The organism is Synechococcus sp. CS-603, assembly GCF_977929215.1.
In genome coordinates this window covers 1,085,696-1,109,815 of the sequence record NZ_OZ376778.1, presented here as the reverse complement: position 1 = coordinate 1,109,815, position 24,120 = coordinate 1,085,696, and the positions used below count along the sequence as shown (strand labels likewise).

At 66.3% G+C, this 24,120-nt stretch carries 24 protein-coding genes and 2 tRNA genes; 18 read left to right on the top strand and 8 right to left on the bottom strand.

The annotated features are described in order from the left end of the window. Positions 1-10: 10 nt before the first annotated feature. A complete protein-coding gene (locus ACXMDM_RS05765; protein WP_071800971.1) occupies positions 11-706 on the top strand; it encodes a DUF8655 family protein in 696 nt (231 codons plus the stop codon). A 2-nt stretch (positions 707-708) separates the two neighbouring features. Here the strand turns inward: ACXMDM_RS05765 and ACXMDM_RS05760 are convergent, their stop codons facing one another. Beyond that, a complete protein-coding gene (locus tag ACXMDM_RS05760; protein WP_071800970.1) occupies positions 709-1,716 on the bottom strand; it encodes an aldo/keto reductase in 1,008 nt (335 codons plus the stop codon). Here ACXMDM_RS05760 and ACXMDM_RS05755 point away from each other — a divergent pair. Both ACXMDM_RS05755 and ACXMDM_RS05750 read left to right on the top strand, forming a co-directional pair. Beyond that, entirely contained in the window at positions 1,646-1,981 is a 336-nt protein-coding gene (locus tag ACXMDM_RS05755) for a DUF8639 family protein (RefSeq protein ID WP_145536794.1), read from the top strand. The two genes, ACXMDM_RS05760 and ACXMDM_RS05755, sit on opposite strands and share 71 nt — an antisense overlap. A 74-nt stretch (positions 1,982-2,055) precedes the next feature. After that, positions 2,056-2,589, top strand: a complete 534-nt coding sequence (locus tag ACXMDM_RS05750; RefSeq protein WP_145536797.1) for a hypothetical protein — start codon at positions 2,056-2,058, stop codon at positions 2,587-2,589. A 65-nt stretch (positions 2,590-2,654) separates the two neighbouring features. On the opposite strand, the gene ACXMDM_RS05745 is transcribed toward ACXMDM_RS05750, so the two are convergent. Continuing rightward, a tRNA-Cys gene (locus ACXMDM_RS05745) sits at positions 2,655-2,725 on the bottom strand. A 43-nt stretch (positions 2,726-2,768) separates the two neighbouring features. On the opposite strand from ACXMDM_RS05745, the gene ACXMDM_RS05740 reads away from it, so the two are divergent. Further along, on the top strand, positions 2,769-4,064 hold the full coding sequence (locus ACXMDM_RS05740) for a lipid-A-disaccharide synthase-related protein (protein WP_259722799.1): 1,296 nt from the start codon (positions 2,769-2,771) through the stop codon (positions 4,062-4,064). 31 nt (positions 4,065-4,095) lie between these two features. Continuing rightward, the gene (locus tag ACXMDM_RS05735) at positions 4,096-4,353 is read left to right on the top strand and encodes a DUF8658 family protein (RefSeq protein ID WP_071800967.1); all 258 of its coding nucleotides are present in this window, start codon (positions 4,096-4,098) and stop codon (positions 4,351-4,353) included. A 50-nt stretch (positions 4,354-4,403) separates the two neighbouring features. Here the strand turns inward: ACXMDM_RS05735 and ACXMDM_RS05730 are convergent, their stop codons facing one another. Further along, complete coding sequence (locus ACXMDM_RS05730) at positions 4,404-5,069, bottom strand: ribonuclease D (RefSeq protein WP_259722800.1); 666 nt, start codon at positions 5,067-5,069, stop codon at positions 4,404-4,406. Positions 5,070-5,176: 107 nt separating this feature from the next. Between ACXMDM_RS05730 and ACXMDM_RS05725 the strand changes: the two genes are divergently transcribed. After that, complete coding sequence (locus ACXMDM_RS05725) at positions 5,177-5,731, top strand: cofactor assembly of complex C subunit B (protein WP_259722801.1); 555 nt, start codon at positions 5,177-5,179, stop codon at positions 5,729-5,731. Positions 5,732-5,738: 7 nt separating this feature from the next. Then, positions 5,739-6,629, top strand: coding sequence for a dehydrogenase (locus ACXMDM_RS05720; RefSeq protein WP_259722802.1), 891 nt, complete (start codon positions 5,739-5,741; stop codon positions 6,627-6,629). Here ACXMDM_RS05720 and hemF read toward each other — a convergent pair. Beyond that, entirely contained in the window at positions 6,556-7,605 is a 1,050-nt protein-coding gene (gene hemF / locus ACXMDM_RS05715; protein WP_259722803.1) for an oxygen-dependent coproporphyrinogen oxidase, read from the bottom strand. The genes ACXMDM_RS05720 and hemF overlap by 74 nt on opposite strands. A 162-nt stretch (positions 7,606-7,767) precedes the next feature. On the opposite strand from hemF, the gene ACXMDM_RS05710 reads away from it, so the two are divergent. The 8 genes from ACXMDM_RS05710 (at position 7,768) to ACXMDM_RS05675 (ending at position 18,383) form a co-directional block, all read left to right on the top strand. Further along, positions 7,768-8,853, top strand: coding sequence for an Mrp/NBP35 family ATP-binding protein (locus tag ACXMDM_RS05710; protein ID WP_259722804.1), 1,086 nt, complete (start codon positions 7,768-7,770; stop codon positions 8,851-8,853). 11 nt (positions 8,854-8,864) lie between these two features. Beyond that, positions 8,865-10,133, top strand: a complete 1,269-nt coding sequence (gene rodA / locus ACXMDM_RS05705; RefSeq protein ID WP_259722818.1) for a rod shape-determining protein RodA — start codon at positions 8,865-8,867, stop codon at positions 10,131-10,133. Beyond that, on the top strand, positions 10,127-11,515 hold the full coding sequence (locus ACXMDM_RS05700) for a sensor histidine kinase (protein WP_259722819.1): 1,389 nt from the start codon (positions 10,127-10,129) through the stop codon (positions 11,513-11,515). The genes rodA and ACXMDM_RS05700 overlap by 7 nt, the downstream gene beginning before the upstream one ends. 123 nt (positions 11,516-11,638) lie before the next feature. Beyond that, a complete protein-coding gene (locus ACXMDM_RS05695) occupies positions 11,639-12,070 on the top strand; it encodes a photosystem I reaction center subunit II PsaD (protein WP_071800963.1) in 432 nt (143 codons plus the stop codon). An 86-nt stretch (positions 12,071-12,156) separates the two neighbouring features. Continuing rightward, positions 12,157-13,683 carry an anthranilate synthase component I family protein gene (locus ACXMDM_RS05690; protein WP_071800962.1) on the top strand — a complete coding sequence of 509 codons (1,527 nt, stop codon included), beginning with the start codon at positions 12,157-12,159 and terminating at the stop codon, positions 13,681-13,683. Next, positions 13,680-14,858: a glutamate--cysteine ligase gene (gshA, locus tag ACXMDM_RS05685; protein ID WP_259722805.1), complete on the top strand. Its 1,179-nt coding sequence runs from the start codon at positions 13,680-13,682 to the stop codon at positions 14,856-14,858. The genes ACXMDM_RS05690 and gshA overlap by 4 nt, the downstream gene beginning before the upstream one ends. Next, entirely contained in the window at positions 14,855-17,899 is a 3,045-nt protein-coding gene (gene ppc, locus ACXMDM_RS05680) for a phosphoenolpyruvate carboxylase (RefSeq protein ID WP_499570244.1), read from the top strand. The genes gshA and ppc overlap by 4 nt, the downstream gene beginning before the upstream one ends. 7 nt (positions 17,900-17,906) lie before the next feature. Then, positions 17,907-18,383, top strand: coding sequence for a GNAT family acetyltransferase (locus tag ACXMDM_RS05675; protein WP_071800960.1), 477 nt, complete (start codon positions 17,907-17,909; stop codon positions 18,381-18,383). Positions 18,384-18,385: 2 nt separating this feature from the next. On the opposite strand, the gene ACXMDM_RS05670 is transcribed toward ACXMDM_RS05675, so the two are convergent. Next, positions 18,386-18,459, bottom strand: a tRNA-Arg gene (locus ACXMDM_RS05670). A gap of 102 nt (positions 18,460-18,561) precedes the next feature. Between ACXMDM_RS05670 and recF the strand changes: the two genes are divergently transcribed. Both recF and speD read left to right on the top strand, forming a co-directional pair. Continuing rightward, positions 18,562-19,647, top strand: a complete 1,086-nt coding sequence (gene recF, locus ACXMDM_RS05665) for a DNA replication/repair protein RecF (RefSeq protein WP_499570366.1) — start codon at positions 18,562-18,564, stop codon at positions 19,645-19,647. Positions 19,648-19,684: 37 nt separating this feature from the next. Continuing rightward, complete coding sequence (gene speD / locus ACXMDM_RS05660; protein WP_071800958.1) at positions 19,685-20,167, top strand: adenosylmethionine decarboxylase; 483 nt, start codon at positions 19,685-19,687, stop codon at positions 20,165-20,167. Positions 20,168-20,209: 42 nt separating this feature from the next. Here speD and larE read toward each other — a convergent pair whose 3' ends face one another. Continuing rightward, on the bottom strand, positions 20,210-21,115 hold the full coding sequence (larE, locus tag ACXMDM_RS05655; RefSeq protein WP_259722807.1) for an ATP-dependent sacrificial sulfur transferase LarE: 906 nt from the start codon (positions 21,113-21,115) through the stop codon (positions 20,210-20,212). Positions 21,116-21,160: 45 nt separating this feature from the next. On the opposite strand from larE, the gene ACXMDM_RS05650 reads away from it, so the two are divergent. Then, positions 21,161-22,312 carry a cob(I)yrinic acid a,c-diamide adenosyltransferase gene (locus tag ACXMDM_RS05650; RefSeq protein ID WP_259722808.1) on the top strand — a complete coding sequence of 384 codons (1,152 nt, stop codon included), beginning with the start codon at positions 21,161-21,163 and terminating at the stop codon, positions 22,310-22,312. A 36-nt stretch (positions 22,313-22,348) separates the two neighbouring features. Here ACXMDM_RS05650 and moeB read toward each other — a convergent pair whose 3' ends face one another. Beyond that, positions 22,349-23,518: a molybdopterin-synthase adenylyltransferase MoeB gene (moeB, locus tag ACXMDM_RS05645; protein WP_071800956.1), complete on the bottom strand. Its 1,170-nt coding sequence runs from the start codon at positions 23,516-23,518 to the stop codon at positions 22,349-22,351. A 47-nt stretch (positions 23,519-23,565) separates the two neighbouring features. Beyond that, a complete protein-coding gene (locus tag ACXMDM_RS05640; RefSeq protein WP_071800955.1) occupies positions 23,566-24,099 on the bottom strand; it encodes a M67 family metallopeptidase in 534 nt (177 codons plus the stop codon). Positions 24,100-24,120: the final 21 nt, after the last annotated feature.

Here is a 24,120-nt window from a genome sequence, read left to right as displayed (position 1 = left end):
TGGATATTCGATGATTCCAATCAACGGCCGCAGCACCCGTCGTCGCAGTTCCGCCGGCCCCTTACCCCCCAATCCACCGCGCCGGCCGCGTCAGGTTCCAAGCAACGCCCCGCTGATCCGGCCCACCTTTCTGGCCTTGAGAGACCACGGCAAGGTGTATGTCTCGGATCTGCCCCGCCTCTCCGATGGCCAGCTGGGCCATGTGCTGAACGAGGCGCGGGAGGTGCTCGACAGCCTGACGCGGCGCCTGCAGGAACTTGAGCAACAGAGCCTGCTCTCGACACTGGAGCAGGAGACCAGGATCCGGGCGGGCACCAAACGCGATGTCACCGAACGCTTCATTCGCTCCGTGCTCGAAGAGCAGGAGCAGCGCCGCAACAATCCGGCCGTGGGGGCCGTGGCCAGTGAATCGATGTCCAGAACCTTTCTGGAACTGGCGCGGCTGCGGCTGCCGGGTCCCCTCTTCGATTCCCTGATCCAGGAAACACTCGCCGCCTGCGAAGCAAGCAGCCCTGAAACCGAGCCTGGCCCCAGCAGCGACGATCGTCAGCCAATCGCAGCAGACGCAGAGGCCGCGGCGAAGGCCAGCCCGCCAGCCCGGCTGATCCCCGCCCCAGCCCGCACAGTTGCAGGGGAGCTGCCCCGTCCGGCCTCCTTACCGGTGGTCCTCAGCCCCGACCCCTCCCCGTCGCTCACCACCGGCTGACGTCAGTTCGACTGGAACGGATTGGCCGGCATCCGCACGGGCAGGGCGATCGCCTGGCGATCGAGAGCTCCCACCTCGCTCGCTTCGAGCCGCCAGCCCACGGCTGCCGCGGCTGTCTCTGCCTGGGACACCGTGCGCAGGCCGGGGATTGGCCGGGCCCCGTGGGCCCGGCACCAGTTGAGCGCCACTTCAGCCATCGAGGCGCCGTGGGCGGCAGCGATGGCTCGCATCTCCACCAGCAGCGGTTCGATCCTCGGCAGCAGCCGGCGGTAGAGCCAACCCCGCGGCCCGACAGGCCAGGGCCGGCCGCTGCGGCCGGGATCGCTGAGCAGCCCCAGGGCCAGGGGGCTGTAGGCAATCAACTCGACGCCGGCGTGGCGGCAGACCTCGGCCACCCCACCGGGGGCGAGGGCGTCTGGAGCGAGCAGGGAAAGCTGGACCTGCAGGCTGGCCAGCGGGATGCCACGGGCGGCCAGCCGCTGGAGGATCAGCTCCAGGCGCCGCGGCCCCAGGTTCGAGAGCCCCAGGCTGGCCACCTCCTGGCGGTCCACCAGATCGGCCAGACCCTCCAGCAAGGGCCCCTCCTGCCAGGGGGCGTAGCGGGCCGTGCTCCAGTGCAGCTGCACCCGGTCGAGCTTTCCTCCCAGGCGCTGCCGCGAGGCCTCGAAGGCTCTGGCATAGCCGCTTCGACCCAGCCGCCAGGGGAACGGCGCCAGCTTGGTGGCCACGCAGAGGCCGGCAAGCCTGGCCGCCGGCAGGGTGGCGAGAAAGCCGCCGAGCAAGACCTCACTGCGGCCCTGGAAGCGGCCCGTTCCATAGGAATCGGCCGTGTCGAAGAAGGTCAGGCCCAGGTCCACGGCCCGCTGAAATGTGGCTGCCAGGGCCGCGTCGTGCCGTTCCGGTTCGTACCCCCAGAGGAACTGGTTGCCCCAGGCCCAGGTGCCGACGCCGATCGATGGCAGGTCGCTATCGGGGCCAAGGAACCCGCCGAGGGGGAGAGCCGTCGCCATCACGCCGCACCGCCAAGGGCTTCGACGCCATGATCCTCCCAGCTGCGACCGACCGCTGAATCCACAGCCGTCTTCCCCGGGGCCCGACGCCCCGGCCCCATCGTCTTCCGCCCGCGACGGAGAGGGATCTGGGGCGGAATCGCAAGCCAGCTCGCAGGCCAACGCAAAGACCAGCTCAGAACCCATCCTCTGCGGCCACTGTGGTCGTACGGCCAGCAATGGCATCCGCTGCCAGGGTTTCTGCGTAGCTGACGGCGACAGCTGAACCTCCAAGCCCCGGCCTTTGGCCTCTTGCCCCGGCCTCTGGCCTCCAGAATGAATGGCTGAGAAAGGTCTCCCGTGCCCAGCTCCCTGCACCGATTGGTTCTCACCTTCGCCCTACTACTGAGCTGGCCGGTGGGGGCGCTGGCGGCGACTCCGGGAGCAGCCGAGGCGGCCACGCCTCATTCGCGCCCAGCCGACAACTTTGGCCGGCTGCAGAGCAGGGCCCAGACCTGCCAGAACAATCTGGCGGACGCGCCTGCGACCGCCTGTACGAGTGTTCTGTTCGAGCAACCCTCCCAGGGTTTGCTGAACATTCGCTTCCTTTCTCCCGGCCAGGGCGGAGCCGCCAGCGCCCAGCTCAATTTTGTTGGCGTGTTGGCACCGGCCAGCACGCCGATGGCGTGCGACCAGGGCCGTTGCCGGCTGATGGGCCCGCTCACGACAACGGTGTCGAGCATGAGCGAACGGAGCTTCAATGACCGCGGCCTGGCCACCGGCCTGCCGAAAGCCTGGCCGGCCGAAGGGCGCTGCAGCGTTGAACAGCGCCAGGTGCGTTGCAGCGCCAAGGCCCCGAGTCAGGAGTCCTGGAGTGCCGTCGCCGAGTTCTGAACGCCAGCGCTTGGGCTGCGCTTGAGCCCAAACGAAGACAGGTCCTGGTGGAACCTGGAAGAGAGAGGCGGCACCCAGATTCGAACTGGGGATAAAGGATTTGCAATCCTCTGCCTTACCACTTGGCCATGCCGCCAGCCGGGAGCAGACTCCCTGAACCGGATCGTATCAGCCGTGGCATGCCCTCCCGTCTGCTGGTCCTGAGCAACGGCCACGGCGAGGACCAGATCGCCCTGCGCCTGATCCGGGCCCTACGGCGGCGCCGGCCCGACCTCCAGGTGCTGGTTTTGCCGTTGGTGGGAGAGGGATCGGCCTTCAAGGCCGCTGAGGCCGGCGGCGAGCTCAAACGCATCGGACCCCGCCTGGCGCTGCCCAGCGGCGGATTCAGCAACCAGAGCCTGCCGGGTTTGCTGGGTGATCTCAGCGCCGGCCTGCCCCTGCTGAGTTGGCGGCAGCTACAGATCCTGCGCCGCTGGGGGCGTCGCGGCCAGCCCGTGCTCGCCGTCGGCGATCTGCTGCCTCTGCTGCTGGCCTTTGCCAGCGGCGCGTCCTATGGCTTCGTCGGCACCCCGAAGAGCGACTACACCTGGCGCAGCGGGCCTGGCCACAACTGGCCTGCCGACCGCTATCACCGCTGCAAGGGGAGCGAGTGGGACCCATGGGAATGGGCCCTGATGGGCCAGCGTCGCTGCCGGGTCGTGGCTGTCAGGGACGGACTGACGGCCCGGGGGCTTCGGCGCCATGGCGTGCGGGCCCTGGCCCCGGGCAATTCAATGATGGATGGCTTCCTCTGCCAGCCCGTGCCGCCCGCCCTGGCCGGCCAACGGCGCCTGGTGTTGCTGGCGGGCAGTCGCCTGCCGGAGGCCCTGGGCAACATGCAGCGCCTGCTTGGGGCCCTGGAGTGGCTCGGGCCAGGCGGGCTGGAAGGGCCGGGCAGGCTCAATGAACCGATCGCCGTGCTCTGCGCCACCGGCACCAGGCCCAGCGACGCCGAACTGGCACCGCTGCTGCGCGCCGCCGGTTATGTCCAAAGTGATCCACCCGAGGGCAGCGGCGCCCAGGCGGCCTGGCAGCGGGGCAGGGTGTTGCTGCTGATTGCCAGCGGCGCCTTCGAGCGTTGGGCCCGCTGGGGGGAGGTGGGGCTGGCCATGGCCGGCACCGCCACCGAACAACTCGTCGGACTCGGCGTTCCGGCCTTGTCGCTGCCAGGCCCCGGGCCCCAGTTCAAGACCAGCTTTGCCCGCCGCCAGAGCCGCTTGCTGGGGGGGGCGGTGCGGGTCTGCCCCACACCGCAAGCCCTGGCCAAGGAGCTGGCCCGGCTGCTCGCTGAGCCGGACACGAGAGCCGCCCTTGGCAGGATCGGGCGGCGGCGCATGGGAGGTGCTGGCGGCAGTGAGCGCCTCGCCGCCGTGCTGGAGCGGGAGCTGCTGGGCCAGAACCTGCCGGGAGGGGGCCAGGCCGACGACTGGCGATGATGGGGGTTGATATCGCCTTTGCAGGTTTCTGATGCCCGCCCCCACCGATCGGGCCTACGCCACCATCACCGGCAACCTGGCCTCCCTGCTTGGCATCAGCATCGCCTCGGCGCGGCGTCGGGTCGACCAGCGGGCCGCCAAGGCGGAGATTCGCGACATCGCCGGCCGGGTGGCCATGGCCGAGCAGATGGTTGAGGAGCTCAGCGGCAGCCGCCAGGAGCAGGTGCGCCTGCTCGATTCCCTGCTGATTGCCGAATCCGACGAAGCCAACTACCTCGACGAAGACTGAGGGCTGAAGGCTGAGGACTGGGAGCTGAGGACTAGCCGGGCCATCCTTCCTCAGTGCTCGAAGACCGAACCGAAACGGCGGCGATCCAGTTCGGAGAACACCGGAATGCAGGCGAAGCAACGGCGCGCCAGCTCCAGGCGATCTTCCCGCTCCAGGATCTCCTGGAGGCGCCCATAGGCAGGCAGCAGGAAGCGCACGTCGTTGGCGGCATAGGCCAGCTGGGCTTCGCCGAGCTCCTCGACCCGGCCCCAGTCACTGCTCTGGGCCTGCTTGTCGAGCTCCACACCCACCAGCTCCTGAACCACTTCTTTGAGTCCGTGGCGGGAGCTGTAGGTGCGGGCCAGGCGGCTGGCCACCTTGGTGCAGAACAGGGGGTTCACCGCAATCCCCAGGCCTTCCCCCAGGGCGGCCACATCGAAGCGGGCGAAGTGGAACACCTTCTCGATCGCCGGGTTCTCCATCAGCTTCTGCAGCCGGGGGGCGAGCCGCTGACCGCGCGCAATCCGGATGCAGCAGACGTTGTCACGGGCGTCGGCGATCTGGACCAGGCAGAGACGATCGCGGCCATGCACCAGCCCCATCGCCTCGGTATCCACAGCCAGGGCCGACGCCTCCGAGAGCAGGGCGAGCCAGGCCGGATCCAGGTCGTCGTCGAAGACGGCAAAGCTGGCTGGAGCAGAGGTAGAGGAAGACGGGTGGGCAGTGGGGGAGGCCATTGGGGCAATGCGCAACCCCGCCATCGTCGCGTCCAGTGCACTGAGCGCTGCCTGCCCTCCCATCCGCTGCCGGCTGGGCCAGGATGGGGTGATTGTCAGCCGTTCGCATGCCCCCCGCCTTGAGCTCCACCCTTCTGCTCACCCTGCTGATGACCGTGGGGCTGGTGTTCTTCCTGCGGGCCGCCAGCAAGGACCGCACCACTGTTGTGGATGTCCACTCACCCCGGCCGGCGCTGGAGGTGCTCGACGGTCTCAGTCGGTGGCTGCAACAACGGGGCTGGCAGGCCGAGGCCGGCGACCCGGAACGGCGCCTGCTGCGCTTCTCCGGCCGGGTCGCCGCCAGCCTGCCCCTGGCCTTGCTGCTGTCAGTGCTCGGAGGCGTCGGGGCGGCCTGCCTCGGTTTGGTGGTGCGCCAGCTCCTGCCAGGTCTGGGCTGGTCGCCGCTGCTGCTCACCCTGCTCGGCCCCCTGGCGGGATTGGTGTACGGGCGCCGAGCGGCTCGACAAGAGCAAGTTGAGCTGCGCCTGATCAGCGACGACACGGCCCCGGGCAGCACCCTGCGGCTGCGCGCCCATCGCGATGAGCTGATTGCCCTTGAACAGGAGATGGCCACCGCTCTCGAGCTCGCCAGTGACGGCTCCCTGCTTCGTTCTCCGATCTGATTGACCTGTGTCCACCCGTTCACACTCCAAAACGGCACCCAGCCGCGTTGTTCCCAGGACCGCCTCGATCCGATGGGCGGCGCTGGGGGTGTTCAGCCTGATCCTGGCGGCAGCGACGGCGGTGGCGGCGCGGGCCCCGGCCCTGCCCGCCATCGATCCGCTTACCGGTCCCCGGGCGCCACTGAACAAGAACTGGATCGGACGCCGCAGTCTGGCTGCCGGCACCCCGATCCTGGTGCTGGCTGGCCACGCCGACTCCCAGGCCATGGCGGGAGCTGGCACCCCCGGCGAGGCCGTCGACATCCACGGCGCCGCGCCGATGAATCCCGCCATCCGCGACGAGCTCCACTGGAACCTGCTGACCGCTGAGCGGATCGTGGGCCTCGGGCAGCAGCGGGGGCTCAACATCAGCCTTTACCTGCCTCCGCTGAGGACCATCGCCGATGGCGACGATCCGCGCACCAACTGGAGTGTGGGTAAAGATCACGTGCGTCGGGGTGGCTACGCCCTGGAGATCCACTTCGATGCCTATGGCCCTGACGGCATCGGCTCGGGCCTGATTCCGCCGCTGATGGGGCCCTTCAGCCAACTCGATGAAAGCCTCGCCGCCGCCTTCGGCGCCTTCCCCGCTGACTTCCGCGGTGGGCTTGGTGCCCCGCGGCGGGGCATTGCCATGCTGGAGATCGGCAAGCTTGAGGGCACCCTCGAAGCGTCACTGCGCAACCCCAGCAGCCGCGATATAGCCCTTGACGCGATTGCCCTGCGGGTGGTTGAGGCGATCGAAGCGGGGCTGGCTGACAGCCAGGCCCCGTTCCGGCCACGGCTCAGCCAACAGCCTGATGGGGTTGGCAGCGATCCCTCAGAGATTCGTCCTGCAACCAGTCCTGGGGGCAGGTGAACAGATCGGTGAGCAAGGCCTCGCGGCTGCCTGGCTCCGGCGTGTAGCCGTACTCCCAGCGCACAAGAGGCGGCAGCGACATCAGGATCGACTCGGTCCGCCCGTTGGTCTGCAGACCGAAGATCGTGCCCCGATCGAAGACGAGATTGAATTCCACATAACGGCCGCGGCGGTAGAGCTGGAACTGGCGTTCGCGCTCGCCGTAGGCCAGCGGGTTGCGCTTCTCGACGATCGGCGCGTAGCTCGGCAGAAAACCGTGGCCGCAGGCGCTGGCCAACTGGAACAACTGCTCCCAGCTCTGGGTCTGAGGCCCGGCAGCACCGGAGAGAGCCGCGGCCACAGACTGGGGATCCTGACCCTTGTAAAGGATTCCTGAAGGGTCCTGGTAGTCGAAGAAAATGCCCCCAACGCCACGGGTTTCGCCGCGGTGCCGGAGCAGGAAGTAATCGTCACACCAGGCCTTAAACACCGGGTAATAGGCCGGGTTGACGCCGTCACAGGCCCCCTTCAAGGTGCGGTGAAAATGGATGGCATCGGCGAGGAAGGGATAGAAGGGCGTCAGGTCAGCCCCGCCGCCGAACCACCAGACCGGCCCCGCTTCGAAATAGCGGTAATTCAGGTGCACCGTGGGTACATAGGGGTTGCGGGGGTGCAACACCATCGAGGTGCCGGTGGCGAACCAGCGCTGCCCTTCCGCCTCCGGACGCTGGTTGAGGATCGCCGGAGGCAGCCGGTCCCCCTCCACCTCGGAGAAATTGACGCCGCCCTGCTCGAAGATGCGGCCGGCCGTCATCACCCTGGAGCGGCCACCGCCGCCCTCCGGCCGCTCCCAGCTCTCCTCTTGAAAGCGGCCTTCACCATCGAGGGCTTCGAGGCCGGCGCAAATGCTGTCTTGCAGGCCCATCAGTAGCTGCCTGGCCCGCTGGCGGGAATCGGGCGGCGGAGCCTGGGGCGGCGGTCCGATCTCCGGGGCCATGGCTGGATCAATCCGTGGTTGTTCGGGCACGCGAGCTGAGCCCCTGACGGGGCACTGGAATCCTGTTCACCTTTCCAGCCTGCCGTACCCGCTCACAACCTTTCGAGAGGCTCTGTCATGGGCACGACCCGTAGGATTGATTCACCTATGGGTGCTCAAGGGATGGCCAGCGCTGATCGGGCCCTCGATGCCTTGAAATCCCTGTGTGATGCCGGCAGTGGCCGCACCCTGCTGGAGCTGGCCTGGATCAGCCAGGTTCGGGTACAGGGCGATCGGGCCGTGTTCCGCCTCGCCTTACCGGGCTATGCCACCAGCCAGCGGGAGAAAATCGCCGCCGATGCCCGCAGCGCACTGCTAGCCGTCGATGGTATCGCCGAGGTGCAGGTCGAGCTGGCCCAGCCCGAGCAAGCCGATGCCGGCCACAGCCACGGACCGGCCGGCGCCGGCCAACTGCCCGAGCGCAAGGGAATCCCCGGCGTCGGTCGGGTGATCGCCGTAAGCAGCGGCAAGGGCGGGGTGGGTAAGAGCACCGTGGCCGTGAACCTGGCCTGCGCCCTGGCCCGGCAGGGCCTGAAGGTGGGACTTCTGGATGCTGATATCTACGGGCCAAACGTTCCGACCATGCTCGGGGTGGCCGATCGAACCCCCGAAGTGCGCGGCAGCGGCGACCAGCAGGTTCTGACCCCGATTGAGGTCTGCGGTGTGGCGATGGTGTCGATGGGCCTGTTGATTCAGGAGAACCAACCGGTGGTCTGGCGCGGGCCGATGCTGAATGGGATCATCCGCCAGTTTCTTTATCAGGTGGAGTGGGGGGAGCGCGATGTGCTCGTCGTCGACCTGCCGCCGGGCACCGGTGATGCCCAGCTCACCCTGGCCCAGGCCGTTCCAATGGCCGGGGTCGTGATCGTCACCACCCCCCAGAAGGTATCCCTGCAGGATGCCCGCCGCGGCCTGGCGATGTTCCTGCAGATGGGGGTATCGGTGCTGGGAGTGATCGAGAACATGAGCGTGTTCATCCCACCGGATCGGCCCGAAGCCCGCTACTCGATTTTTGGCTCCGGCGGCGGCGCCCTTTTGGCCTCTGAGGCCAACGTGCCCCTGCTCGCCCAGCTGCCGCTGGAGATGGGCGTGGTGGAAGGCGGAGACAGGGGCCTGCCCCTGGTGGTGGCCCAGCCTGATTCACCAACGGCGCAAGCCTTCATGGAGCTGGCCGCAACCCTTCAGGTGCCGACGCTCAACCCAGCCTGAGCGTCATGGCCATGCTCAGCGGTCGGCGCAGGGTGTTCTCCAGCAGCCGCCCGAGAAAACGTTCGTGGTTCAAGGAGATCGATCTGGTGCTCTGGGGCATTCCCCTGGCCCTGTCGCTTCTAGCGGGAATCCTGATCGCCAGCACCCAGCGCCAGGCCGATTACGCCGATTGGTACCAGCACTGGCTCTCGGCGGCGGTGGGGCTCGGCCTCGCCCTGCTCTTGGCCCGCCTGCCGCTGGATCGGCTCAAGACCCTGTTACTGCCGATCTACGGCCTCATCGTGGTCAGCCTGATCGCGGTGAGGCTGGTCGGCACCTCCGCCCTTGGCGCCCAGCGCTGGATCAGCATCGGCGGCTTCCATGTGCAACCTTCGGAATTCGCCAAACTCGCGGCAATCCTGCTGCTGGCCGGGGTACTCAGCCGCTTTCCGATCGAACGACCGATTGACCTGCTGCGGCCTTCCGGGGTGATCCTGATCCCCTGGTTTCTGGTGTTCATCCAGCCTGACCTGGGCACATCGCTGGTCTTCGGGGTCGTGCTGCTCGTGATGTTGTTCTGGGCCGGCATGTCGCTCCGGTGGGTGGTGCTGCTGCTCTCGCCGCTGGCGGCGGCCCTGCTGGCAGGCACGCTGCCGCTGGCCCTGCTGGGCTGGATTCCGCTGATGGGTTGGCTCGCCTACCGCTCCCTGCCCTGGCGGTGGCCCGGTGTGGCCCTGGCGGTCGGCATCCAGGGCCTGTTCGCCCTGCTCACCCCCTACCTCTGGGCCCATGGCCTCAAGGACTACCAACGCGACCGCCTGGTGCTGTTCCTCGATCCATCCAAAGATCCCCTCGGCGGGGGCTACCACCTGCTGCAGAGCAAGGTCGGCATTGGCTCTGGCGGTCTCTGGGGAACGGGCCTGATGCATGGCCAACTCACCAAGCTTCAGTTCATCCCGGAACAGCACACCGACTTCATCTTCAGTGCCCTGGGCGAGGAAACCGGCTATGTGGGCTCCATGCTGGTGGTGGTCGGTTTCATCGCCCTGATGGGGCGCCTGCTGCAGATCGCCGGCAAGGCCCGCACCGACTTCGAGTCACTGGTGGTGGTCGGCATCGGCGCCATGGTGATGTTCCAGGTGGTGGTCAATATCTTCATGACGATCGGCCTCGGCCCCGTGACCGGCATCCCCCTGCCCTGGATGAGTTATGGCCGTTCGGCGATGTTGGTCAACTTCATTGCCCTCGGGCTCTGTGCCTCGGTGCTGCGTCGCAGCCGCTCCAGCCAGGGGGGCTGGTGAACGGCCCGACCCTGCAGCAGTTACGGCAACGTCTGGCCCAGGGCGTTCCGCCCGGCCGCAGCGATGAGGACGGCGTACGCCGGCAGTGGTGGGCAGCCTTGGCCACCCTGCAGGAAGATTTTCTGCTGCCGCTCCAACCCCTCAAAGGGGTCTGGCTGGCGTCGCCGCTGCCAGCGCTGCACGAGCCCGCCCTGCTGCGGGAACTGCAGGGTTGGGTCTGGACGCCCAAGGCGGTCGGAACCCTGCTGGAGCCCCCTGCGCCCCTGCTGCCGGGGCGTTGGCGGCAATCCGCTGACCCTCACCCAGGGCCAACACCAGATTTCGAGCGCCTGACCCTCGAGGACGACGACGGCACCGATCCGCTGTTGTTGCTGTTCACCCCCCAGCTGCAGATGGCGATGGCCCTGGAGGGGGAGCCTCAACGGCGGCGCTTGATCCTGCGCTTCGACCCCGCCACCTTGGCGGCGGCCCTGCAACTGGTGGATGAACGCCTGCAGCGCCGCAGCCCCAGCGCAGCCCGCAGTCTGCGCAGCGCCATGCAAGAACTCGGAGCCCTGCGCAGCGAGGAGAAGACGGCACAGGCCTTCTGGCCGCGACTGGGCGAACGCCTCGCCGCGATGGCGCCGAGCGTCACCCTGCAACCCGTGGTCCAGGCCGCCCCCGCCAGGGACGAGCAGACGCCGCATCCAGCCAGCGGCGAGCTGGCCCTGCTTGAGGCCCTCACCCACGAGGTGCGCACGCCGTTGGCCACGATCCGGACCCTGATCCGCTCCCTGCTGCGCCGCACCGACCTGCCCGCCGTGGTGCGCCACCGGCTTGAGCAGATTGACAGCGAATGCAGTGAGCAGATCGACCGCTTCGGCCTGATCTTCCATGCCGCCGAACTGCAGCGCCGCCCCCGCCCCAGCCAGTCCCTGGCGCGAACCGATCTGGCGGCCCTGCTGCAGAAGCTGCTGCCGCTTTGGGAGCGGCAGCTGGGGCGGCGGGGATTAGGCCTGAAGCTGGAGATCGAGGATCAGCTTCAGCCAGTGATGAGTGATCCCAACCTGCTCGAAACCATGCTCGGGGGATTGATCGACCGCTTCACCCGCAGCCTGCCGGCCGGCACCGCGGTGTTGATCCGTCTGCAACCGGCTGGCTCTCGGCTGAAACTGCAACTCAACGGCCTCAACACGCCAGGGGCGGAAACGGCGACGGCGGCCCCCACGGCGGCCCTCGGTCCGGTGCTGAGCTGGGATCCCCTCACCGGCAGCCTGCAGCTGAGCCGGGAGGCCACCCAGCGCCTGTTCCATAGCCTCGGCGGCCGCCTGACCGAAAGAGCAGGCAGCGGACTCACCGTCTTCTTTCCCTTGGCCGCCAGCCCGGAGGCCAGCGAGATCTGAATTTGTTGACGGGTGTGAAGAGAGGGCAGCTCCTGAGATAAGGGCTGGAAACACGGTGCTAGCTTCCAGCCGAAACGGTCCGGCAGCTCCTCCGGGAACGCCCACTCCCCTCCCCCAACAGCCATGACAGCAACGGCGCTGAGCGGTCAACTCCCCAAGTACATCGGTAGCACCGGAGGTTTGCTGAACTCAGCGGAAACCGAGGAGAAATACGCCATCACCTGGACAAGCAGCACCTCCCAGGTTTTCGAACTTCCCACCGGCGGGGCCGCCGAGATGAACGAAGGTGAGAACATCATGTATTTTGCACGCAAGGAGCAGTGCCTGGCCCTCGGCACTCAGTTGCGCACCAAGTTCAAGCCCCGCATCGAAGATTTCAAGATCTACCGGATCTTCCCCGGTGGTGACACCGAATATCTGCACCCCAAGGATGGTGTTTTCCCCGAGAAGGTCAACGAAGGCCGCTCCATGGTGGGCTTCAATTCCCGTCGCATCGGCGATAACCCCAACCCATCCACGATCAAGTTCACCGGTCGCAACACCTTCGACTCCTGAGCGGCAGGCAGGTCCTGAGAACCTGAACCGATCACCATTTAGAAAGGCGGGGCCCGGGGCCCCGTTTTTTTTGCCTGGCCGTCGCCGTGAAGACCTCTCCCGATCACGCTGCCTTCCTTGCGTTGGCGAGCGCCGGCAACAATTTCATCCCGATCGCCAAGCGCTGGCCCGCCGATCTGGAAACGCCGCTGACCACCTGGCTGAAGGTGGGGGCTGCCAGTCGCCATGGCGTGCTGCTCGAATCCGTTGAAGGAGGGGAGCACCTGGGGCGCTGGAGCTACGTGGTGGCCGATCCGCTCTGGACCCTGACGGTGCGAGGCGAACGCGCCGAGCAGGTCTGGCGGGATGGCCGGATCTGCCACCACCAGGGAAATCCATTCGAACTACTTCGAGAACGCCTCAGTCACCTTCACTCCACCCCGGTGCCGGGTCTGCCACCGGTGGGTCAGTTGTTTGGCTTCTGGGGCTACGAACTGATCCGCTGGATCGAGCCCAGCGTGCCGGTCCACGCCAATGATCCAGCCGGGCCTGCCGACGGCTGCTGGATGCTGGCCGACAGCCTGCTGGTCTTCGACCAGGTGAAACGGCAGTTGATTGCTGTGGCCTATGGCGATCTCAGCGACGGCAGCAGTGCCGAGCAGGCCTACGCCAGCGCCGAAGCCAGGATCCACAGCCTGGAGCAACGCATGCAGGCCCCCCTGCCCAAGGGTGTCAAACCCCTGCGCTGGAACGCCGAGCCCACCCAGCCGCTGGCCACCACCAGCAACCGCAGTCAGGCCGACTACGAAGCGGCCGTGGAGGCGGCCCGGGGCCACATCGCCGCCGGTGACGTGTTCCAACTGGTGATCAGCCAACGGCTGGAGACGCCGATCCAACGCGATCCCTTTGAGCTCTACCGCAGCCTGCGGATGGTGAATCCCTCCCCGTACATGGCCTTCTTCAACTTCGGCGGCTGGTATCTGATCGGTTCAAGCCCTGAAGTGATGGTCAAGGCCGAGCCGAGCGAGCAGGGCGTGCTGGCCTCGCTTCGGCCCATTGCCGGAACCCGCCCCAGGGGCCAGAGCGAGGCGGAGGACCAGCGGCTGGAGCAGGAGCTGCTTGCCGATCCCAAGGAAAGGGCAGAGCATGTGATGCTGGTCGATCTGGGCCGCAACGATCTGGGCCGGGTCTGCCGACCTGGCAGCGTCGCGGTCACCGACTTAATGGTGATTGAGCGCTATTCCCACGTCATGCACATCGTCAGCCAGGTGGAGGGTCTGCTGGCAGCAGACCAGGACATCTGGGACCTGCTCCAGGCCTCCTTTCCGGCAGGAACGGTCAGCGGAGCCCCGAAAATCAGAGCCATGCAGCTGATCCACGAGCTTGAACCCGACGCCCGGGGGCCTTACTCCGGCGTCTACGGCGCCGTCGATCTGGGCGGCGCCCTCAACACCGCCATCACGATTCGCACCATGGTGGTGCTGCCTGACCCAGCCGGCGGCTGGCGTGTTCAGGTGCAGGCGGGCGCCGGTCTGGTCGCCGATTCGCAGCCGGCAGCCGAATACGAAGAAACCCTCAACAAGGCCCGTGGCCTGCTCAAGGCGCTGGCCTGCCTTGAGGATGGAACGCCATGAGTGGCCCTTTGCTGCTGAAGGGATTCGAGGTGGAGCTGTTCACCGGCCAGGCCAACGGCACTGTGGTCGGGATGGCCGAGCAGGTGGCGGCGGCGCTTCCTGGCTTCGTGACCGAGCCGGATCACCGCAATCTCGAATACATCACCCACCCCGATGCCAATTACACCGACCAACTGACCATGCTCCAGGTGCCACGCCGGCAGCTGCGGCGTTGGTTGAAGCAGCAGGGGCTGACCCTGATTCCCGGCAGCACCCTGAGCCTGGGCGACAGCAGCCGCTTCGAGCGCTCCGATCCCACCAACGCGTACCACGGCTTCATTGAAAGCACCTACGGCACCAGCGTGGTCACCGCCAGCGTTCACATCAATCTGGGCATCACGGCGATGGAATCACTCTTCGCCGCCTGCCGGCTGATGCGCTGCGAGGCGTCCCTGCTACTGGCCTTGAGCGCCAGTTCGCCCTTCCTCGATGGCAAAGCAAGCGGAGCCCATTCCCAGCGCTGGCTGCAGTTCCCGCTCACCCCGGCCAAGGTGCCGCTGTTCCTCGATCACCACCACTACATCCGCTGGATGGAGGAGCAGATGGCGGCCGGCAGCATGCAGAACGTCCGCCATCTCTGGACCTCGGTGCGCCCCAACGGGGAGAGCCGCCCCCACGATCTCAATCGGCTGGAGATCCGCATCTGCGATTTGATCAGCGACCCCCTGGTGCTGCTGGCGATCACGGCCTTCATCGAGTTGCGGCTGTTGCAGCTCGACTCGAATCCAGAGGCCCATGACCCCCTACGCGCCAGCAGCCTCAGCCCTGCCGAGCTGGCCGAACTATCTGACGCCAACGACCTGGCCGCCGCCAGGGCCAGCCTGGACGCCGAACTGCTCGACTGGCGCAGCGGCGAGCCCCTGCCGGCCCGCACCTGGCTGCGGCGGGAGCTTGAATCCATGCAGCCGCTGGCGATCCAACTGGGCCTTGGGCCCTGGCTGGCTCCCTTGGCCAAGGTGCTGGACGGTGGCCATGACGGCGCCCATGACGGTGGCAATGAGGCGATGCGCTGGCTGGGGCGTCACCAACGGGGGGAAAGCATCGAGTCGATCTTGACTTCTGAGATCGAGGCGATGGCCAACCTTGAGCGGCAACCGGCACCACACAACACAGAAGCCCTGAACCCTTTGGGATGATCATGGTTCCTTCCTTCGCTGAGCCGGCTCCCATGCGGCAGTTTCTGACCGCAGCTTCAGCCGCCATGGAGGAGTCCCCTGGCCCCGACCCCACCCAGCCGGCACCGCGCGTGACCCGGCTTCTGGGCGAGCGCCTGGAGCTGGTGGAGGATCTCTGGAAAACGGTGCTGCGCAGCGAGTGTCCGCCCGAGCAGGCTGAGCGGCTGCTGAGGCTCAAGGAGCTCAGCGAAGAAACCAGTGAGTCGGCGCTGCAGCCGGAGAAGAACGCGCCGATCGTTCAGCTGATCCGGGAGATGGATCTGGCTGAGGCGATTGCCGCGGCCAGGGCCTTTTCGCTCTACTTCCAGCTGGTCAACATCCTTGAGCAGCACATCGAGGAAGACAGCTATCTCGCCAGCCTCAAAGACGGGCTGCCTCCGCCCAGCCCCGACCCCTTTGCCCCGCCGCTGGCCAGCCAGACCGATCCGGCCACCTTCAAGGAACTGTTCACGCGGCTGCGCGGGCTGAACGTGCCGCCCGCCCAGCTCGAAACCCTGTTGCGGGAACTCGACATCCGCCTCGTTTTCACAGCCCACCCCACCGAAATCGTGCGGCATACGGTGCGGCACAAACAACGCCGGGTCGCCTCCCTGATCCAGAAGCTCCAGCAGGACAGCCCCGCCGAGCTCCATGACAAGCGCAACCTGCGTCTCCAGCTCGAAGAAGAGATTCGGCTCTGGTGGCGCACCGATGAACTCCACCAGTTCAAGCCCTCGGTGCTCGATGAGGTGGATTACGCCCTGCACTACTTCCAGCAGGTGCTCTTCGATGCCATGCCCCTGTTGCGCCTGCGCATCCACAGCGCCTTAGCCGGCAGCTATCCGGATGTGGAACCACCGCGGGATGCCTTCTGCACCTTTGGCTCCTGGGTGGGCTCGGATCGCGATGGCAACCCCTCCGTCACCCCGGACATCACCTGGCGCACCGCCTGCTTTCAGCGTCAGTTGATGATCGAGCGCTACATCGCCTCGGTGCAGGATCTGCGCGATCAGCTCAGCATCTCGATGCAGTGGAGCCAGGTGAGTGCACCGCTGCTCGAATCGCTGGAGATCGACCGGCTGCGCTTCCCCGACATCTATGAAGAACGAGCGGCGCGCTACCGGCTTGAGCCCTATCGGCTGAAACTCAGCTACACCCTGGAGCGGTTGCAGCTGACCCAGCAACGCAACCAGCAACTCGCCGATGCGGGCTGGGAATCCCCCTGCGACGGTCCCAGCAACACGGCCGGCCTCTCCTTCGGCACCGGCATGGTCTCCTCACCCGCTGAAGACCTCCACTACGGCTCCGTGGGCGAACTGCGGGCCGAACTGGAACTGCTCCGCGACAGCCTGGAGAACACCGGTCTGAGCTGCGAGCCCTTGCGCAAACTGCTCTCCCAGGTGCACATCTTCGGCTTCAGCCTGGCCACCCTCGACATCCGCCAGGAGAGCACCCGCCACAGCGATGCCCTCGACGAACTGAGCCGCTACCTGCAGCTACCCGTGGCCTACGGCGCCATGGACGAAGACCAGCGGATCACCTGGCTGCTGGCGGAACTCCAGACCCGCCGGCCCCTGCTGCCGCCAGCCGCCAGCTGGAGCCCGGCCACCGCCGAGACCTTCGCGGTTTTTCGCATGCTGGAGCGGTTGCAACGGGAATTCGGCGCGCGAATCTGCCGCAGTTACGTGATCTCGATGTGCCACACGGTCTCGGATCTGCTGGAAGTGATGCTGCTGGCCAAAGAAGCCGGCCTGGTCGACCCGAAAACGGTCAGCACCCAGTTGTTGGTGGTGCCCCTGTTCGAAACGGTGGAAGATCTGCAGCGCGCCCCGGCAGTGATGGATCGGCTGTTTGCCGAGCCCTTCTACCGCCAACTGCTGGCCAGCAGCGGCGAGGCCGACAAGCCCCTGCAGGAAGTGATGCTGGGCTACTCCGACAGCAACAAAGATTCCGGCTTCCTCTCCAGCAACTGGGAGATCCACAAAGCCCAGATTTCCCTGCAGCGCCTCTCCTGTCAGTACGACGTGGCACTGCGGATCTTCCATGGCCGCGGTGGATCGGTGGGGCGTGGCGGTGGGCCTGCCTACCAGGCGATCCTGGCCCAGCCCAGCGGCACCATGAACGGCCGCATCAAGATCACCGAGCAGGGCGAGGTGCTGGCGTCGAAGTATTCCTTGCCGGAGCTGGCGCTCTACAACCTCGAAACCATGACCACCGCTGTGCTCCAGAACACCCTGGTGAGCACCAGCCTCGACGACACCCCCAGCTGGAACGAGCTGATGGCCCGGCTGGGCGCCAGCTCACGCCTGCACTACCGCAAACTCGTCCACGACAATCCGGATCTGGTCGCTTTTTTCCAGCAGGTCACCCCGATCGAGGAGATCAGCAAGCTGCAGATTTCCAGTCGTCCGGCGCGGCGCAAGAGCGGGGCCAAGGATCTCTCCAGTCTGCGGGCGATCCCCTGGGTGTTCGGCTGGACCCAGAGCCGCTTTCTGTTGCCGAGTTGGTTTGGGGTGGGGGCGGCCCTGCAGGAGGAACTCGACAGTGACCCGGGCCAGCTGGAGTTGCTGCGGCTGCTCTACCAGCGCTGGCCGTTCTTCCGGATGTTGATCTCCAAGGTGGAGATGACGCTCTCGAAGGTGGACCTGGATCTGGCCCATCACTACGTTGAAGCGCTCGGCCGCCCGGAACATCGCGTTGCCTTCGAGCAGATTTTCGCGGAGATCGCCGCCGAGTTCACCCTCACCCGCGATCTGGTGCTGCAGATCTCCGGCCATGGCCGCCTGCTCGATGGCGATCCAGCCCTGCAGCTCTCGGTCGACCTGCGCAACCGCACGATCATCCCCCTGGGCTTTCTTCAAGTTGCCTTGCTGCGCCGACTCAGGGACCAGAACCGCCAGCCACCGATGAGCGAAGCGAGCGGCGACAGCCCCGACAGCCGCACCTACAGCCGCAGCGAGCTGTTGCGGGGAGCGCTGCTGACGATCAACGGGATCGCGGCCGGCATGCGCAACACGGGCTGAGGAACGCTTGATCCCCTTTCGCAACAAGCCTCCCGCCCCTCGCCTGCCCGAGGGTTATGCGATCAGCAGTGACGTCTTTCCCGACGTGGGCGAGCTCAATGCGCTGCTGATCGCTTGCGGGGAGAGGAGCAGAAACGAGCAACGTCTCGGCCTGGTGCTGCAACGCAGCGCCTGGCAGCTGAGCATCCATGATCCGGCCGGCAGTCTGGTGGGATTTGTGCGCGCCACCAGTGATCAGGCACTCAACGCCAACCTCTGGGACCTGGCCGCTTCTCCCGGGGATCCCCAACAGCAGGCCGTGCTCTCGGTCCTGGTTCACACCGCTCTGAGCCGGCTGAAGAAGGAACTCAGTGGCTGCAGTGTGTCGGTGGCGGCCCCACCGGAAGCTCTCCAGGCCCTGCAACGCTATGGATTCCTTGTGGATCCGGGCGGGATCCGGGCGATGGGACTCTCCCTGCGAACTCCGGCGGGGAGGGTGGAGTGAAACGAGCATGGAGGGATTCGAACCCCCGACCCTCAGAACCGGAATCTGATGCTCTATCCAGCTGAGCTACATGCCCTGACAGCGACTGAAAGCCGCTCAGTGAAAAGCTGTCGCTTCTACTGACAGAGGTACCTTAACCGCATGCCGCCCCAGACCCATTCGGCTGCACCGCCTGGAGCTGCACCACTTTCGCAACTACGCCCAGCTGGGGCTGAACCTGGCGGCCCCGAGGCTGCTGGTGATTGGCGCCAATGGTGAGGGGAAATCAAACCTGCTGGAGGCCGTCGAGCTGCTGGGCAGCCTGCGCTCCCATCGCACCGGCAGCGATCAGGATCTGATCCGCCACGGTGACCCGGCCGCCCTGATCCGGGCCAGCTGTGGCGACGATCAGCTGGAACTTGAGCTGCGGCGAAGGGGAGGACGGCAGGCGCGCCGCAATGGCAAGACCCTGGAGCGCCACCACGACCTGATCGGCCCGCTGCGGGTGGTGGTGTTCAGTGCCCTGGATCTGGACCTGGTCCGCGGCGAGCCGGCCCTGCGCCGCCAGTGGCTGGATCGGGTGGTGCTGCAGCTTGAGCCCGTCTACAGCGAGTTGCTGCGGCGCTACGGGCGGCTGCTGCGTCAGCGCAGCCAGCTGCTGCGCCGCGGCATCGCCCCTGGGGAGCAAGGCGGCCTGCTCGACGCCTTCGACCAACAAATGGCCCTGGTGGGCACACGCCTGCACCGCCGCCGCCGCCGCGCCCTCGCCCGGCTGCAGCCGTTGGCCGCCGCCTGGCAGGAGCGGCTCAGCGCCGGCCGGGAGCGATTGGAGCTGGGCTATCAGGCCGGTAGTCGCCTGGAGGGGGAGGAGGAGGAGGGGCCCTGGCGCGACGCCCTGGCTGAGCAGCTGAGGCAGCAACGCAGCGAGGAACTGCGCCTAGGCCAGTGCCTGGTGGGGCCGCATCGCGATGAGGTGGGCCTGCTGCTGGGCGGGCAATCGGCCCGTCGCTACGGCTCGGCCGGCCAGCAACGCAGCCTCGTGCTGGCCCTCAAGCTGGCCGAACTGGAGCTGGTACGCCAGCTCTGGGGAGAGCCCCCCCTGCTGCTGCTCGATGACGTGCTGGCCGAGCTTGATGCGCAGCGCCAGCAACTGCTGCTGGAGGCCGTGGGGGAAGGCCATCAGTGCCTGATCAGCGCCACCCACGTCGAGGCCTTCCATGCCAGCTGGTCTGCGCAGTCGCAGCGCATCGAGATCCACGGAGGAATAGTCACCAGCTGCGATTGAGAGGTGACTAGGATGGGGGGTTGGTTGATCAGATTCAATGACCCAGAGCCTGCCCTGCCTTCACCCCAACCCGGGATGGAGTGGAGCCCAAAGCAACGAGAGCCTTAAGCCGCCCACTCCCAGTGCCACCGAGATGGTGGGGAAACACTGCATCCTCGAGCTCTACGACTGCGATAAAGGCAAGCTCGACGACGAAGCTTTTCTCAGAAGCGCCATCACCAACGCAGCGAAACGGGCTGGCGCCACCCTTCTGAATCTGATCACCCACCGCTTTGAACCGCAGGGAGTGACCGGGCTGGCCCTATTGGCTGAATCCCACATCTCCATCCACACCTGGCCGGAATCGGGCTATGCGGCGGTGGATGTGTTCACCTGCGGCGATCACACCATGCCGGAGCGGGCCTGTCAGGTGCTCTGCCAGGAACTCACCGCGGGCCATCACAAACTCAAGAGCTTCCGGCGGGAAACCCCGGCGGCCCTGGGCAGCGAGCTCCGCCTGCCGATCGTGCTGGCAGCCTGACGACCGTGCTCACAGCCTGACGACCAAGCGGCGGGGGATGGTTCAGCCAGCCCCGTTGCCCAGGATCTTGTGGCTGCTGGGGTTGGGGGGTTGGTTTTCGGGACGTCGATTCAACTTGCCGCTCACCAAACCCTCAAGATCCAGGCTCACGGCCGTAAAACCAAGCTGCCGGAAAGCTGTAACAAGGTCTTCGCGCGCGCCATCTTCAACGAGCAAGCCGAGCTGATCGACGGGCACTTCAATCCGGGCGGTTTCGCCCTGGCTTCGCACCCGCATCTCGCGCAGGCCCTGCTGGCGCAACCAATCTTCGGCCGCTGAGACCCGCGAGAGCCGCGAGGCACTGATCGGCTCTCCATAGGGAAACCGGGAAGCCAGGCAGGGTTGGGCCGGTTTGTCCCACCAGGGGAAGCCCAGGGCCCGGGAGATCTGGCGCACCGCCGCCTTGCCGATACCCAGTTCGACGAGCGGTGAACCAACGCCACGCTCCCTGGCCGCGCGGATTCCTGGCCGATGGTCACCGAGATCATCGAGATTCACCCCATCGACCACCCGGGTCCCGCCGGCGGCAGCGGCCACCTGGGCGAGCAGACCGTGCAACTCACGCTTGCAGGCGTAGCAACGCTCGCTGGGGTTGGCAACGTAAGCCGGGTCATCGAGTTCCGCCGTGGCGACCTCCTGATGGCGCAGGCCGATCCAGGCAGCCTGGCGGCGGGCCTCCTCCAACAGATGGGGTGCCAGGGCCGGCGAGACACCGGTGACGGCCAGGGCCCTATCGCCAAGTTGCTCGGCGGCGATGGCTGCCACCAGGGCGCTGTCGACCCCGCCGGAATAGGCCACCACGACAGAACCAGATCGGGCCAGGACATCCCGCAGTCCCTGGAGTTGCGGCCAGAGCTCCTCGCCCAGGGATTCAACGAGAGGATGCTGATGCTGTCCTTTTGATGGCATGGCCCCAGGCACAGCTCGTTAGAATCCAACGGTAGAAGGCTGGTGATGACAGCGACTTCAAGGGCCACGGGCCAAGGCATTGGCATCCGCACAGCCGCCGACAGCAACGAACGTCTTCACGGTCAGTTGCACCTCTATGACGGAGAAGGCAAAGGGAAGAGTCAGGCGGCCCTCGGGGTGGTGCTGCGCACGATCGGTCTAGGGATCTGCGAGCAGAAGCGGACGCGCGTGTTGCTGCTCCGCTTCTTGAAGGGGCCCGGCCGCGCTTACGACGAAGACGCCGCGATCGAAGCGCTGCAGCAGGGATTCCCCCACCTGATTGATCAGGTGCGCACCGGCCGTGGTGATTTCTTCACCGCAACGGAGGCCAACCGCTTCGACAAACAGGAAGCCCAGCGGGGCTGGGACATCGCCAAGGGAGCCATTGCCAGCGCCCTGTATTCAGTGGTGGTTCTCGATGAACTCAACCCCGTTCTCGACCTCGGCCTGCTCGACACCGCCGACGTGGTGAACACCCTGGCCGCCAGACCGCCGGGCATGGAAGTGATCGTGACAGGCCGTGGTGCCCCCCAACAACTGATCCAGCAGGCTGATCTGCATTCGGAAATGCGGGCTCACCACCATCCCCAGGCCGGAATCTCAGGCCTCTCGGGAATCGAGATCTACACAGGGGACGGCAAAGGCAAATCCACCAGCGCTCTGGGCAAGGCACTCCAGGCGATCGGTCGGGGCATCAGCCAGGACAAGAGCCATCGGGTCCTGATCCTGCAGTGGCTAAAAGGGGGGAGCGGCTACACCGAGGATGCGGCCATTGCCGCCCTGCGCGAGAGTTTCCCCCATTTGGTTGATCACCTGCGCTCCGGCCGCGATGCGATCGTCTGGCGCGGCCAGCAGCAAACAATCGACTATGTCGAAGCAGAGCGCGCCTGGGAAATCGCCCGGGCGGCCATCGCCAGCGGTCTGTATAAAACAGTCATCCTCGATGAGCTCAATCCCACTGTGGATCTCGAGCTACTGCCGGTGGAGCCGATCGTGCAGACCCTGCTGCGCAAACCAGCAGAAACCGAGGTGATCATCACCGGTCGTTGCAAGAATGCTCCGACCTACTTTGATCTGGCCAGCATCCACTCGGAGATGGTCTGCCACAAGCACTACGCCGAGAGGGGAGTGGAACTCAAACGGGGAGTCGACTACTAAGTCACGCCCCGTTGAGCCCCAGCCTCAAAAGCTGGCTCAGTAAAGCGCCACAGCCTCATCAACCTCCCGGCTCCAGGCATTGATCCCGCCTGCCACGTTGACCCCTTCGATGCCATGACGCTGAAGGGCGATCAAGGCCTTGGCTGAGCGGCCTCCAACCTTGCAGTGCATGTAAAGCCGCTTGCCTGCGGCGAGCTGGCGCAGCTCCTCCACCGCCTCACCGCTCTCGATGCGATCGAGTGGGATCAGCACGGCACCGGGGATCACCGCAATCTCGGCTTCCGGTGGGTTGCGCACATCCACCAGCAGCAGATCGGCGGGCTGGGCATCCAGCAAGGCCTTGAGGTCGGTGACAGAAATCGTGTCCATTGCCCCAGCCTCCTCCATGCCGGGCTCGCTGCCCCCCACACCACAGAATTCCTGATAGTCGACCAGGCGATCGATCACCGGCCGATCCGGACTCGGCCTCAACTTCAATTCGCGGAAGGCCATCTTCAGGGCATCAAAGAGCAGCAAACGACCACTCAAGGTGGTGCCGATGCCGGTGATGAGCTTCACCGTTTCCGTCGCCTGGATCATGCCGATGATGCCGGGCAGAACCCCCACCACCCCGCCTTCGGCGCAGGAGGGCACCATGCCCGGCGGCGGCGGTTCGGGGAACAGGTCGCGGTAGTTGGGCCCTTCTTGGTAGTTGAACACCGTGGCCTGACCCTCGAAGCGAAAGATCGAGCCATAGACATTCGGCTTGCCCAGCAGCACGCAGGCGTCGTTGACCAGATAGCGGGTGGGGAAATTGTCGGTGCCGTCGCAGACGATGTCGTAGGGGGCAATGATCTCCAGGGCGTTGTCGCTGGTGAGGGCGGTTTCGTAGAGATCCACCTGGCAGTGGGGGTTGATCTCAGCGATGCGGTGCTTGGCCGATTCGATCTTGGGTTTGCCCACCCAGCTGGTGCCGTGAATCACCTGGCGTTGCAGGTTGCTGGTGTCGACCACATCGAAATCGACGATGCCGAGCCGCCCGACGCCGGCCGCCGCCAGATACAGCAGCAGCGGTGAGCCCAGCCCACCGGTGCCGACACAGAGAACCGAGGCAGCCTTCAACCGCTTCTGGCCCTCCATGCCCACTTCCGGCAGGATCAGATGTCGGGAGAAGCGCGCCACCTCATCGGGGCAGAGCTGAACGCCGCTGGTATCGGGAGGAAGCATGGGCAGAGGGCCGGGGCCATGGGCAGCCGCCTGTCGCGGCTATGTCCCTATTCTCCCAAATCTTCGATCCCCAGTGGAAGGGGGTGGGCCTCAGCCAGCCCTGAAGCTGGCTCGGCAGGCTCACTCAGCCACCAGGCCCGGATCGTCGTTGCCGTGCTGCGTCCTCTGCCTTCGGCCCGGCCGGGGCCTGCCACCAGGCCGGAGGCGATCAACATCAGCGCCGGCGGGAAAGCCAGGGACCGGTCGAGATCGGAAGGCAACGCCTCTCCAAGCGGATGGGAGTGGGCCGTGCCGATCAGCTGCCAGCCGTGCCGGCGTCCCCATTTCTGTGACAGCAGCTGCTCTCTGGGATCAACCGCAAAGCGTCTGGGGCGCTCAGAAGCAGGCTCCCAGACATTCAGGCAGGGCCAGACCGCCTCGATCCGCAACGCCGGCGGGCAGGCAGGTCCATCACCAGCAGGCAGGCAGGTTCCCAGCAGCAAGGCGCAACTTTCAGTGGGGCTCTGGGCCACCAGAACCGCTTCGAGCTCGGTCAGCCGATCGCGACCAATGTGCACCAGCTCTGGCCAGGGCTGTCCCATGCCGATACGTTATGGGTTTGA